The organism is Dehalococcoidia bacterium, from assembly GCA_035574915.1.
Taxonomy (GTDB): Bacteria; Chloroflexota; Dehalococcoidia; order DSTF01; family WHTK01; genus DATLYJ01.
This window is the reverse complement of sequence record DATLYJ010000001.1, coordinates 1-12,258: the sequence shown is the minus strand read 5'-3', so window position 1 is coordinate 12,258 and position 12,258 is coordinate 1. Positions and strand designations below refer to the sequence as shown.

At 67.2% G+C, this 12,258-nt stretch carries 13 protein-coding genes; 3 read left to right on the top strand and 10 right to left on the bottom strand.

Going from position 1 to position 12,258, the window contains the following annotated elements:
* The 3 genes from ricT to lysA form a co-directional block, all read right to left on the bottom strand.
* Positions 1-924, bottom strand: a 924-nt coding sequence (gene ricT / locus VNN10_00065) for a regulatory iron-sulfur-containing complex subunit RicT (protein ID HXH20395.1), incomplete at its 3' end; no start/stop codon positions are given.
* A gap of 9 nt (positions 925-933) precedes the next feature.
* Positions 934-2,004: a DNA polymerase III subunit gene (locus VNN10_00060; protein ID HXH20394.1), complete on the bottom strand. Its 1,071-nt coding sequence runs from the start codon at positions 2,002-2,004 to the stop codon at positions 934-936.
* On the bottom strand, positions 2,001-3,329 hold the full coding sequence (gene lysA / locus VNN10_00055; GenBank protein HXH20393.1) for a diaminopimelate decarboxylase: 1,329 nt from the start codon (positions 3,327-3,329) through the stop codon (positions 2,001-2,003). Before lysA ends, VNN10_00060 begins: the two co-directional genes overlap by 4 nt.
* Before the next feature lie 166 nt (positions 3,330-3,495).
* On the opposite strand from lysA, the gene VNN10_00050 reads away from it, so the two are divergent.
* Both VNN10_00050 and VNN10_00045 read left to right on the top strand, forming a co-directional pair.
* Entirely contained in the window at positions 3,496-4,611 is a 1,116-nt protein-coding gene (locus tag VNN10_00050; GenBank protein ID HXH20392.1) for a trypsin-like peptidase domain-containing protein, read from the top strand.
* A 116-nt stretch (positions 4,612-4,727) separates the two neighbouring features.
* Complete coding sequence (locus VNN10_00045; GenBank protein ID HXH20391.1) at positions 4,728-4,913, top strand: hypothetical protein; 186 nt, start codon at positions 4,728-4,730, stop codon at positions 4,911-4,913.
* Between the two features lie 140 nt (positions 4,914-5,053).
* Here the strand turns inward: VNN10_00045 and VNN10_00040 are convergent, their stop codons facing one another.
* Positions 5,054-5,998 (bottom strand): MBL fold metallo-hydrolase, encoded by a 945-nt coding sequence (locus VNN10_00040; GenBank protein ID HXH20390.1) that lies wholly within the window; start codon positions 5,996-5,998, stop codon positions 5,054-5,056.
* A gap of 157 nt (positions 5,999-6,155) precedes the next feature.
* Here VNN10_00040 and VNN10_00035 point away from each other — a divergent pair, with 157 nt between their 5' ends.
* Positions 6,156-7,067, top strand: coding sequence for a polymer-forming cytoskeletal protein (locus tag VNN10_00035; protein HXH20389.1), 912 nt, complete (start codon positions 6,156-6,158; stop codon positions 7,065-7,067).
* Here the strand turns inward: VNN10_00035 and VNN10_00030 are convergent.
* The 6 genes from VNN10_00030 to VNN10_00005 all read right to left on the bottom strand — a co-directional run bounded on the left by VNN10_00030 (position 7,064) and on the right by VNN10_00005 (position 11,931).
* A complete protein-coding gene (locus VNN10_00030; GenBank protein ID HXH20388.1) occupies positions 7,064-7,828 on the bottom strand; it encodes a VTT domain-containing protein in 765 nt (254 codons plus the stop codon). The genes VNN10_00035 and VNN10_00030 overlap by 4 nt on opposite strands.
* 60 nt (positions 7,829-7,888) lie before the next feature.
* Positions 7,889-8,185 carry a NifU family protein gene (locus VNN10_00025; protein ID HXH20387.1) on the bottom strand — a complete coding sequence of 99 codons (297 nt, stop codon included), beginning with the start codon at positions 8,183-8,185 and terminating at the stop codon, positions 7,889-7,891.
* Positions 8,186-8,326: 141 nt separating this feature from the next.
* A complete protein-coding gene (locus tag VNN10_00020) occupies positions 8,327-8,692 on the bottom strand; it encodes a metallopeptidase family protein (protein ID HXH20386.1) in 366 nt (121 codons plus the stop codon).
* Between the two features lie 10 nt (positions 8,693-8,702).
* Positions 8,703-9,152 carry a hypothetical protein gene (locus VNN10_00015; GenBank protein HXH20385.1) on the bottom strand — a complete coding sequence of 150 codons (450 nt, stop codon included), beginning with the start codon at positions 9,150-9,152 and terminating at the stop codon, positions 8,703-8,705.
* A gap of 135 nt (positions 9,153-9,287) precedes the next feature.
* A complete protein-coding gene (locus VNN10_00010; protein ID HXH20384.1) occupies positions 9,288-10,430 on the bottom strand; it encodes an aminotransferase class V-fold PLP-dependent enzyme in 1,143 nt (380 codons plus the stop codon).
* Between the two features lie 178 nt (positions 10,431-10,608).
* Complete coding sequence (locus tag VNN10_00005; protein HXH20383.1) at positions 10,609-11,931, bottom strand: neutral/alkaline non-lysosomal ceramidase N-terminal domain-containing protein; 1,323 nt, start codon at positions 11,929-11,931, stop codon at positions 10,609-10,611.
* Between the last annotated feature and the right edge of the window lie 327 nt (positions 11,932-12,258).

Below are 12,258 nucleotides of genomic sequence, written 5' to 3'. Positions count from 1 at the left end.
CGCCCTGGGGAGCGCCGGAGCCGGACGGTCTTCGGCGATCGTGCGCATCGGGCCTTCGACTTTGCGCACCAACTCCATCGGCCGGACAGTCACCCCGTGCTGGAGCTGCATGTCGACGATCGCCATCTCGAAGGCGGTGTGCTGCTCTGTCAGGAAGAGCTTGACGCGCTCGCGCATGAAATCGATGCCGGTGATTTTCGCTTCCCCGACCGGCGTCGACACGACGGAGCCAACCTTCGGGAGGGTGCCGCGCAGGGCCTTATAGTCCTCGTATTCGAAAGTAAGGCAGCAGTAGAGGCGGCCACAGACGCCGGAGATCTTCTGCGGGTTCAGGGGCAGGTCCTGCTCCTTGGCCATGCGGATGCTGACGCTGGGGAAGTTAGTCATCCAACTGGCGCAGCAGAGGCGCTCTCCGCAGATGTCTACGCCGTCGACGAGCTTGGCGCGGTCGCGGTCACCCACCTGGACAAACTGCACGCGGACCCCGAGCTCTCGCGAGAGGTCGCGCACCAGGTTCCGGAAGTCGACGCGCTCGGGGGCCGTGAAGTAGGCGGTGAAGTGCTCGCCATCGAGGTCGTACTCGCCCGTGGCGAGGCTCATGCTCAAGCCGCTCTCCGCGATGGCCGTCCGGACTCGCGCCGCGTCCTGCTTGGCCTTGGCGCGCATGGCCTCCATCTTTTCGATGTCGTCCTGGGTGGCAAGGCGCAGGATGGGTTTGACTTCGTCCTTGAACTCGTTCACCACCACTTGGTCCGGGGCGATGACGACGCGGCCAACGGTGACCCCATGCGAGCTCTCCACGACTACGTAGTCCGAAACGTGGACTTCCAGGTCGCCGGCGTCGTAATAGAGGATTTTGCCTGCCTCGCGCAGGCGTACCCCGGCTATGTTCGGCATTACGACAGCCCCGCCGGAGCGAGGCACCCCTTTCGTCTATCGCTTCCCGGCCGTGGACGCCGGCTGCGGCACGTCCAGCGCCAGGACTTCGAGCGCCAGCCGGGCATCGACGTTAGCCTGCAGGTACTCCCTGGTCTTCTGCAGGGAACGCAGGAAGCGCACGATGGCCAGCGGCCGATACAGTCCGCCCTCTTCACGCAGAGCGGCTGACCTATCGATGTTTATGATACCAGCCCCGCTTCCCGCGGCTACGGAGAGCACGTCTCGCCACCACTGCTCCCACACCTCGAGCTCACGCAGATAGCGCTCGCGGACGGCGGCGCCGCGCTCGTCCGCTGCCTTCGCCCAGGCGAGGCGGCCGGGGCGCGAAACGTGGGCGACGGCCCGCGCGGAGTCCAGGAACCCCTCACGCTCGGAAAGCAGGGTTTCGTCCTCGATGGCGCGCAGCGCCCAGCCCAGGCGCCCGTTTGCCAGCGCGGCGATTGCCGCCGCCCGTTCGCCCTCGACGCCTCGCTCGGCAAGAACGGCCTCTATTTTCTCCCTGTCCACCCTTCCGAAGGCGACCCTGCGACAGCGCGAAAGCACCGTCTCCAGGAGCTGCTCCTCGCGGTCGGTGACCAGCACGAGCACGGTCGCCGGCGGAGGCTCCTCGAGGGTCTTCAGGAAGGCGTTCGAGGCGTCCTGGTTCAGCCTCTCGGCGCCGTCGATGATCGCCACCCTCCAGGCGCCGCGGTACGGCGTCATAGAGAGCACGCGCTCGAGGCGTCGAACCTGACAGATGCGGATGTCCCGGCTGCCCTCGTGCGTGCCGTGCTCGCTCTCGTCGCAGACCCCGCCCGGAGCTACGACCTCGACGTCGGGGTGTTGTCTGCCCGGCTCGAGGGTGTCGCGGCAGTTGCGGCACTCGCGACAGGGCTTCGGCGAACCCTCGCAGTTGAGGGCCGCGGCGAATTCCAGGGCCGCCATCGTCTTGCCGACTCCCGCCGGGCCGGTGAAGAGGTAGGCGTGCGCCGGCTCGCCGCTGAGGACGGCCGGCTCCAGGGCGGCCAGCGCCGTTTCCTGCCCGACCGTCCTCCAGGCGACTCGCGGCAGCGGCCCTGCGCTCACTCGACCTCCGTCGCCATGAGGTCGGCGTATTTCTCGCGCCGCCGGACGAGACGGGCCTTACCGTCAGCCACGAAGACGATGGGTGGGCGCAGGGAGGCGTTGTAGTTGCTCGCCATGGCCAGGCAGTAGGCGCCCGAGGCCGGCACCGCCAGCACTTCGCCCTCACGCAGCCGTGGCAGGCGCGCGTCCTTGACCAGGTAGTCGCCGGACTCGCAGTACTTGCCAACTATCGTGACGGTCTCCTCTTGAGGCGCGTCTGGCCGTTCGGCGGAAAGCGCCTCGTACCTGGAGCCGTACATCGCCGGGCGGATGTTATCGGCCATGCCGCCGTCGACGGCAACATAGGTCCGCACCTCCGGCAGCTCTTTCCGTGACCCGACGGTATACAGCGCCATGCCGGCCCTTCCCACGAGCACGCGCCCGGGCTCGACCACGAGTCTCGGTCGCGGCAGCCCGAAGCGGCGGCACCCGTCCCTTACCGCGCTTGTGATCGCCTCCGCGTACACGGATACGGGCGGCGGTGGCTCCTCGCGCAGGTACTGGAGGCCCAGGCCCCCGCCCGGGCTGAACTCGCGCAAGTCCAGGCCGTGCTTGCGCATCATGTCAGCCGCAAACTCGAGCGCGACTTCGATCGCCGCGTAGTACGGCTCCACCTCGAAGATCTGGGAGCCGATGTGACAGTGAATGCCTACGAGGTCGAGGGAGGCCGTGCGCTGGATGGCCAAGACGGCCTCTTCCGCCAACCCGAAGGCCACCGGCAGCCCGAATTTGCTGTCCAGGACGCCCGTGGTGATCTTGGCGTGTGTGTGCGCGTCGACGTCGGGCGTGACCCGCAGCAGCACGGGCTGTGTCCTTCCTGCGGCGGCGGCCACCTCGCCGAGCACTCGCACGTCCGTCAGGTTGTCGACGACGACGCGCCCGATGCCCGCATTCACGGCCTCGCGCAACTCGGCCGGGAGCTTGTTGTTGCCGTGGAAGTAGGCGCGCTCGAGCGGGAAGCCTGCTGCCGCCGCGATTGCCACCTCACCGCCAGACACGACATCGAGGCCGATGTCCTCCTCGGCGAGCAGGCGCGCGAGCGCCCTTCCGATGTACGCCTTGGCGGCATAAATGACGGACGTTTCGGGCCAGCGAGAACGGAACTCGCTCAGGAGTTCTCGCGCTCGCGCCCGAAGGTCGGCCTCATCGAACACGTAAAGGGGCGTGCCGAACTCGCGGGCCAAGTCCACGAGGTCGCAGCCGCCGACGGCTAGATGTCCGGCCTCGTTGATCCGGGAGGTTAACGGCAGGACCGGCCTCAGGCCGGGGTCGATCTCAGGGCTCACAGGGGGATGATAGCGGGCCGGCGCTGCTGGAGCATTTTCGGCGCGGGCGGGCGCGGTAGGCCGCCTTTGCGGCGACGGCCTGCGTTTTGACATTCTTTTTGCAGATGCCTAAATCCCGGCGCGCCGCGCATCGCGATCATAGGATCAGGAGTTGGAGGTGGCAGCGGTGAGGACACAAGTACTGACCTGGACGCTGGTGATAGTCCTGAGCATGACTCTGGGCGGCGCCGCGGTCGTTGCTCTCGACCAGCTGCGGTCGGATGAAGCTCCCGCGACGGTGGTGCGCGAAGCCGCGCCCTCGACCACCACGCCGCTGTCCAGCGATGCGCCCCGGGACCTGGCCGACCTTTACGCGCGCGTCCGGCCGTCCATCGTCACGGTCAGCGGCCTGTCCAGCCGCACTAACGTGGGCGGCACAGGCTCCGGCATCATCATCGACAAGCAGGGTCACATCCTCACCAACAACCACGTGGTCCGCGGCTTCGACATTATCGATGTCACCCTCTTCGACCTCAGCTCCTACGCCGCAACCGTCGTCGGCACCGACCCCGGCAACGACCTCGCGGTAATAAAGATCAACGCTCCGCCGGACAAGCTCCAGCCGGCTATCCTGGGTGACTCCGACCAGGTACGCATCGGCGAACTGGTGATCGCGGTCGGTAATCCCCTTAACCTCACCGGCAGCGTGACGCAGGGCATCGTGAGTGGCGTCGGCCGCACGCTTGGCAGTGGGGGCACGGGCCGGCCTCTGCGCCAGCTCATCCAGTCGGACGCTGCCATCAACCCCGGGAACTCCGGCGGCGGGCTCTTCAACATGAACGGCGAGGTCATCGGCATCACGACAGCGATCGACAATCCGGACGGCGAGCGCGCCTTCGTTGGCATCGGATACTCCGTGCCGATAAACATCGCCAAGCGCTTCCTGCCTGACCTCCTTGCCGGCAAGACCATCCGTCACCCGAAGATGGGCGTCGGCCTCGAGACCCTGACGCCGGCGCGGGCGGCCCAGTTTGGCCTGAGCGTGGACCGGGGCGTGATGGTGGTCAGCGTAGAGCCGAACAGCGCCGCCGCCCGCGCCGGTCTGCGCGGCATCGGCGGCGGCACCGGGAGCCGCACGCCTGGCGACGTCATCCTCTCGATCGATGGTCACGAGATGAAGACCTTCGAGGACCTGGCGAAGTACATAGACTCGCGCAGCGTGGGTGACACCATCGAGATCCGGCTCCTGCGCGAAAACCGCGAGATCACGGTTCGGCTCACGCTGGAAGCCTGGCAGGGCTAACGCCGGAATCCGAACGGCCAGCTTCAAAAGCCTTCGTTAACGCAGGCCCGCTACGAGCGATACTCATCAGAAACGCCGCCCGGGCTAAGGTTCTCCTGTTGACAAGGGGGAACCAAATGCAAACAAGGACTGTGCCCCTCGGCAGCCGGGAACGGCGGCGACAGGCCTGTCAGCACCACTGGCTGATCGAGACGCCTGACGGCCCGACGAGTGAGGGCCGCTGCAAGCGGTGCGGCGAAAAGAAGAGCTTCCTGAACGTCTTCGAAGACGTGCTCCAGGCGCAGCAGGAGAACGCTGCCTGACGCCTGTCACAGGGAAAGAGGGCGCCGGCGGGGTCGCCCTCTTTCCCTGCCAGCCTCCGCCGCTAGGCGCCTCTTATTCCAAGCCCTGCACTCTCAGCGTGTGCGACCCTCCGTCGGAGGGCCTCCTGACTGGGCCTCAATCAGGCGCCGGTCTTCGCCCGGAAGACTTCCAGCGCCGCTCGCAGCTTCGCCGCGTCCAGGGGCGCGAAGGGGTCGCCCCTTAGCTCCGTGTAGAAACGCATGACGTTGTGGACCAGGCGTTCCGGTTCGACCCACTTATCGAACCAGCCCAGGCGAATCTCGATCGCGGCCTGAGCTTCGTCCAGGCCGGCCTGGTAACAGCGGCGCGCCTCCCGCCGCACCAGCATCAGGTACTCTCGCACTTCGGCGAGTTCGCGTTTTCCGCCGACAGGGCCGTGCCCCGGTACCACCGTGTCGACCTCCATGCCCTGGATGCGGTCGATTGCCCTGATCCAGCCGGAGATGTGGCCCTGGAAGGCGAGCGGCGTGACGTAGTAGAAGGCTATGTCGCCGGCGAAAAGCAGCTTTTCCTTGGGCAGGTAGACGAGGGTGTCGTCGACAGTGTGGGCAGGGCCGCAATACAGGAGTCGCACCTCGCGGTCGCCGCAGTACAGGCTCATCTCAGACTCGTAGGTCAGGGTCGGGAGAGCCAGCTCCAGGCCGACGAAGTCGTCCGCGTAAGGGGAGCCGGCCTGCCGCATCCGCCCCGGGTCGGGAGGAGTCATGGTGGAGATGACTTCGCGGCAGCGTCGGTGGCTCACGATCTCGGCAGGCCGGAAGGCGGCGGCGCCGTAGACGTGGTCCCCGTGGTGATGGGTGAGAAGCAGGTGGCCCACGGGCTTGTTGCTCGCCCGCCGGATGCTCTCGATGAAGTCGCGAGTCATGGGCGGCGCCCACAGGGCATCGACGGCCACGTTCGTCTCCGGGCCGAGGACCACGCCCGCGTTGCTGATGTTGAGGTTGCTTATCCCGGGGCCGCCCGCCTGAATGTAGGCGAAAACGCCATCGGCGACCTCCCTGAACTCTTTGGGCCAACTCGGAATTCCAGCGCGCCTGCCTGCCATGCACCCTCTCCTGGTCTGGCGCAGGCTAGTCATGGCGCGCGCCCGGTGTCAATCGATAAAGGGCGGCGTGCAGCCCGGCGGCGGGCCTTCCGGCACTACTGGCGCGGCGCGGCCCGGAGTACGTTGTATGCAGCGCTTCCGTCTGAGGAGGAGCAGGATGAAGATGAAGAGGACTGCTGTCTTTCTGGCGGCACTCGTGGTCGCCCTGATGCCGTTCCCGGCCCAGGCGCAGGAGGAGGACGAGGGCTTCGTCCTGCGCGTCCGCGGCGACGTGCGCATCGCCAGAGGCGAGGTGGTCGAGACCGTAATCGTCATCAACGGCAATGCCTTCGTCGAGGGCACGGTGACCGGCGGCCTCGTGGTCATCGACGGCACCGCTAGCGTCACGGGCGAGGTGCGCGGCGGTACGACCGTGATCAGCGGCAACCTCGAGCTCCGGGACGGCGCGCGCGTCCACGACGTCACCCTGGTCCGCAGCGACCTGCAGCGCTCGGGCGGCGCCACGATCACCGGCAACCTGCGAGAACGCGAGAACCTGGTATTCCCCGGCGCCTGGGCGGTCGTCTCTATCCTCGCCTGGCTGGGCCTGACCGTGGCCGTGATCGCCGCCGGCCTCGTTTTCGCCGCGATCGGCGGCCGCCAGCTGCAGGCGGCCAGCCTGAGCCTGACCGAGGCTGCGGGCAGCGCCGTGGTTGCCGCCGTGGTCCTTTGGGTCGGCGTGCCTGTGGCGGCGTTCATGGTCATGGCCACCCTCGTAGGAATTCCCCTCGGCATCGGGGCGCTGCTCTTCCTCCTGCCGGCGATGTGGCTCCTCGGGTACATCGCTGCCGCGACCCGCTTGGGGATGCTGGTCGCTGGACAGGGCGGAGGCGAGAGCCCGCACCCGTACGCGGCTGCTGCCGTCGGGCTGCTCATCACGCAGCTCGTGGCCATCGTGCCGGGTCTGGGCGCGCTGGTGGTCGGCCTTGCCGGACTGTGGGGCGCCGGTGGTATCGCGCTCGTCGCGTATCGCGCGGCCCGCGGCACCCGACGGGCGCCGGCCGACGCGGCCGCGTCTCCCGCGGCTTAGCCGAAGATGAAGCGCTCGCCCACGTAGGCAATGATCAGGCCACGGAGGACCTTCCCGGGCGTGACCGCCGCCATGAAACGGCGGAAAGAGTAGCGCGTGGCGCCCGCGGTGAGGCCAGCGACCTCGAACAGCGGGTTCGGGACGGCGGCCAGCAGGAACAGCGTCGGCATGCCGTAGCGGTCCATCAGCCAATCGACGCCACGGACAAGGCGCTCGACTGCCGGACGGATTGGGCGCGGCGCCTTCAGGCCCTCCTCCTTCGATATCTCGGCCCCGGCCATGCCGGCCACGTAGGCCGTGATCTCCCCCACGGCCATGCCCAGCCCGCCGAGGAGGCCGACCATGAATGGGCTCAGGCTCTGGGCGCTCGATGCGATGAGCGTCTGGGCCGCCGCGGTCAGGCCGGGGACAGGGATGAATACGGTGCCTGTGCCGGCCATGTTCGAGAGGAACACCCCCGCATAACCGAGGCGTCCGAACCAGCTCTCCGTTGCGCCCGAGCCTTCGGTGAGGGTGACGTAGAGCAGGACCAGCGACGGCGTCATCACAAGGACGATGAGCGCCAGAGCGGCAAGGACGCGGCCCCGCGTCGAGGTTGGCGCCCGGGACATGACCCAGAGGTAGGAGGCGACGGCCCGACGGGCGAGGGGCGTAGCCGCAATGTCCTCGCGGACGGCATCGGCCGCGCCGGCCATCTCCTCCCGCAGCTCGGCGAGCTCCTCGCGCACGTCCGCGACCCCCTCCGCGAGGCGTTCGCGCAAGCTCTCGGTCCCTGCTGGGCGCGGCTCGGTCAATGCAGGTCGGCGCGCATGGTCATGTAGTCAGGACGACGCCGCGTCGTCGGCCGGCTCGATTTCCGGATAGTCGAAGTCGTCCGGCTTTATGGAAACGACGCTCGTCACTCCCTCCACCTTCTCCGTGAGGATGCGCTCGATGCCCAGACGGAGGGTGAGCATGCTCATGGGACAACCGTGACAGGTGCCCACCATCTGCAACTTGACCACCCCGTCATCGGTCACGTCGACTATGTTGACATCGCCAGCGTGGGAGTGGATGTAGGGGCGGATCAGGTCAAGCGCCTGATCGACACGTTCCCAGAGGTCGGTAGTTGTGCTCACGCCTAAATGCTAACACGCGGGCCGCGAACGTCTGGCAGCGGTCTCAGGCACGAATACGGACGGCGCGAGGCGGGGTTCGCGGCCCGCTCAGGGTCAGGGGGCCCTGAGCTCAGAATGAAGCCATGGGAACGCGAGCGGGGCCTACTCGACGGCGAGGCCGAGGAGCTCTTCGTCGGTGAAGCCGAAGTGGTGCGCGATCTCGTGGTACACGGTGCGCCGGACCTGCTCCCGAAGGTCGGCGTCATCCGGGAAGTCCCTCACGAGCGGCTCCCAGAAGATCGTGACCTTGTCCGGCGTGACGTTGCCGTACCAGGAGCCCCTCTGGGCGAGCGGCACGCCTTCGTAAAGACCGTAGAGGTCTCCGCCACCGCCCGAGCGCCGCCTCTGCAGGCGTGACGCGCGGCGCTGGACGACAATCTCGACGTTGTCGAGACGCGTAGCGAACTCCGCGGGCAAAGACTTCATGGCGGCCCGCACGTAGCGGGCCACTCGCGCGGCCGGTGTCATGTAATCGAGGTTACAGGGTGGAGTGAGAGGCCTGCCAGAGAGTCTGGTAGCCTTCGCCGCCGGGGATGGCGCCCATGATCTCTTTGCGCTCCATCTCCTTCAGCTCCCGGAGGACGTCCTCGCACTGGCGCACGGCATTGGGGAAGCCGGATTCGGCCATCCGGCGGACGAGCGCGGGCCAGACGCCAGAGGTCTCCAGGGTGGAGATGTACTTGGGCCACCAGATAGAGGTGAGCTTTTCGGGAAGCGGGAAGCGGGGCCGCAGCCGGCGGATGCTGCGGAACCGCTCCTCGGAGGAGCTGACCCGCGCCACCAGCCGGGCCATGGGCCCGTCGATCTCGTTAACCCGGTTGTCAATCAAAAGCCGCTTCTCGATGAGGAGGAAGCGGACAGTAATTACGTCTGCGGTTTCGATGGTACGGAGAATTTCGTCCAGATTGATCGGGTAATCGTTGTCCATACACCCCCCACCGCGTTTCGACCTTACGATTCTATCATTGCGAACGGTTGGGGAAACCCAAAAACCATCTATTCAGCACGATAACGTCATCGACGGGCGTTATTCAGGGCCGATTTGCTGCAACGGGGACGGAGGCTACGACGTCAGGACGGCCCTGAGCCGCTGGGCCACGACCTCGTCCTCGCCGTCTTCGAAAAAGGCCACCGAGATGTTGAGGGCGCCGTCATGAGCGCGCGTCCAGATGCTCGGCGTGCCCTCGCGCAGCTCGCGTTCGACCTGGGCGGCCGTCTTCGGCGCGCCCTCGCGGAACCAGATGCGCAGGCCGTCCCGGAAGACCGGCATCGGCTGTTCGACCTCCGATAGCCTTCGCGCCTCGATGTTGGGTATCCCGGCGATGGCGCGCATGATGGCTTCACAACGCTCGCCGTACTTCATCAGCCGGTCCTCGTGGTCCATGGAGAGCCACTCTCGCAGGGCGACGACACAGCCCACGATCTCCTGGCGGTCGATCTTCATCGGCCGTCCGATGCTGCGCAGGCCATTCGTCTCGAAGGAGACGAAGCCGTTCAGGGCCGCCGCCTCGACGAGCTCTCGCCGGCCAGTGATGAGGCCGGTCGAGTGAGGGGCGTCGAAGTACTTGCCGGCATAACACACCAGGTCGGCCCCCATGCGGGCGTAGCGGCGCAATTCGTCGGTTGGGTACGTCTGCCCTGCTGCGTCGACGATGACCGGCACGCCGTGGTCGTGGGCCAGGCGGATGATGTCCTCCAGGGGGAGGCTGCCGGGACGCGTGCCCGTCGCGAGGTAGTGCACGGCGCAGGTCTTCGCGGTGAATGCCTCCGCCAGGTCGTCAACCGAAGTCTTCTCCGGACCGCCGAACTCGACCAGCTTCGCGCCCGGAATGGTTACACAGCGGTCGTATTTGATGCGCCCGACCCGTTGGATGAGGATCTCGTCCTTCATGCCCGTCGTGTCGGGTAGCTGCTCGATCTTCGCCGGGTCGCTCCCCGTCATGCAGGCCGCGGCGGATAGGGCAAGCGCGCCGGCGGCGCCGGAAGTGATGTAGGCCGCCTCGCACTCGAGCATCCGGGCGATGATCTCGCCGCTGGACTGCAAGAGGGCCGCCATCTCCACGAAGTAGCGGTTGGCGTCCTCCATGGCGCTTCGCACGCGGGCAGATAGCATGGAACCCCCGAGCAGTGTGTAAGCGCCTGCCGCGTTGATCACGGGCCGGACGCCGAGGTCCTGGTACAGACGGGCGGACTCTTCGCTGCTCATGCCCCTCTCCTCGCCAATCGACACCTGACGCCATCCTATCCGCTGCCGCTCGCAGTGTCTCTGTCGGCTGCCTGACGCCTGTCTACGGCATCCGGCCGATCCTAGCGCCGGGCGCCGTTAGCGCGGCCCCGCCAATGCGCGGTACGGCCTTACGACGGCGTTAACGTCGGACCGCGCGTCAGTACAGGCTCCGCACCAGGCGCGCGGCCTCCTCCGTTACCACCTCGGTGGCACCGGGGACAAAGCGCGCCTGTCCGACCTCGTAGCCGAAGTTGTCGAACTCGGGCTGCGTCGGGAAGTAGCCGGCGGTGCCATTCGTGTAGCCGGCGATGAGGAGGAAGGGCAGGCCGGCCCGCTGCTCGAGATCGCGCGCGACCTCGACGAAGAACTCTCCCGGCAGGGTGACGATGGCGCATTCGGCCGAAATGCGGAACGCCTGGATTTCCAGGGCCTCGGAGCCGCCGGCGCCGCCGCCGCGCTGGCGCTGTGCCCGCCACAGGCGCAGGGAGTTGAGCCTGGGCCTGACCTGGCGCCGCCGCGCCACGTCTGTCCCTGCCTCTTCCAGAGCCGTCTCGAGCTGCCTGATTTCGGCCTCTATCTCCTCGATTGGAGGGAGCGTGCGACGCGTCAGGTCGACAAACGTCCTGGCGGAGTCGAGCCGGAGGCCGGTCAGCAAGCCGCCGGGCGATGGTTTCGGCGTCTGTTCGGACCAGTTGAGGTTCACGCACCACTGCCCCTCGCCCAGAGGCCGCATTTCGTGCGCGGTGCGGACCGCGGCCGCTCCCAAGATGCCTCCAATGCGCTCGACCTCGGCAAAATCGTGACGCATCCAGACGGGGTTGATGTTTCCGCAGCAGCCCTGGACGTAGACGCCCGTGCCGCCGAGGTTGCGCTCCAGGAAGCGCATTGCTGCACCCGGGAAGTCCGCGGAGTAGTCCAGGTTGTCGTACTCCATGACGGTCGCGTGACAGGCGTAGTTGACCACGGTTGCCACGGGCGCGCGGCCGCCCTCCGGCGCTGCCAGGAGGACCTTAGCCGTCTCCTCCAGCGGGCCTTCCGGGTGGCGCCGGTTCTGACTGACGGTGGTGACGTTTGCCACTCCGGCCTTGAGGGGTACGGGAGTCATGGACCGCAGGGCCATGGCGACGGAACCGGCGATCTTCTTCGCCGTTACCGGGATGTACCCCGGTACGTCCACATCGCGCAGCAGCGGCCCCGAGTGCGTATGGGTGGCGCCGATGGCGACATTCTCCGCCGGCACGCCCGTGTCCTTCTCGATCTGTTCCCTCGCCGCAGCGACGAGGTCGGGCGGAACGCCGACGAGGTCGCAGATGGCGAGCACGACGTGGCTATGGCCATCGTGGAGGACGAGAGTGCGGACGTTGAGGGGGTCGTGGATGCCCGTGGAGACGCCCTGGCGGGCGCCGTAACCACCCATCGCGAGTCCGACTCCCGGCGTGATGTCCACGACTGACGCCCCGATCTGCAGCATGTCCGCCATCTTTCACCTCCTGCCCGCGCCATCGAGATTCTGCCACGCCGAGGGCCCGGGGCAGAGCCAGGCCACGAGGGGATTGTCGCAAGCGCGGACGGGAGAGCTAAGGGGTTGTGGCGACCGAGTAACCCGGTCCAGCGGACAGATCCAGCGGCCGGCTCCCGGAGGAGCGGCGAGTGCGGTCGGGGAGCTCCCGGTCGTTGACGGGCGGTAGAGTCGGTTCTAAGATGCACGCGTTTAACGCCCGTTAAGTCAGCTCTTCCCCGCGCAGGAGCCATCGATGCTTGACATCAACGGCAAGTACTGCATCGTCGGCGTGGGCAATACGGAGTA

Excerpts from the sequence above, each read along its gene's own strand:
- VNN10_00015 (HXH20385.1), bottom strand. The coding sequence starts at position 9,152 with ATGGACAACGATTACCCGATCAATCTGGACGAAATTCTCCGTACCATC.
- VNN10_00035 (HXH20389.1), top strand. The coding sequence starts at position 6,156 with ATGAAGATGAAGAGGACTGCTGTCTTTCTGGCGGCACTCGTGGTCGCC.
- VNN10_00040 (HXH20390.1), bottom strand. The coding sequence starts at position 5,998 with ATGGCAGGCAGGCGCGCTGGAATTCCGAGTTGGCCCAAAGAGTTCAGG.
- VNN10_00010 (HXH20384.1), bottom strand. The coding sequence starts at position 10,430 with ATGAGCAGCGAAGAGTCCGCCCGTCTGTACCAGGACCTCGGCGTCCGG.
- VNN10_00020 (HXH20386.1), bottom strand. The coding sequence starts at position 8,692 with ATGACACCGGCCGCGCGAGTGGCCCGCTACGTGCGGGCCGCCATGAAG.
- VNN10_00045 (HXH20391.1), top strand. The coding sequence starts at position 4,728 with ATGCAAACAAGGACTGTGCCCCTCGGCAGCCGGGAACGGCGGCGACAG.
- VNN10_00005 (HXH20383.1), bottom strand. The coding sequence starts at position 11,931 with ATGGCGGACATGCTGCAGATCGGGGCGTCAGTCGTGGACATCACGCCG.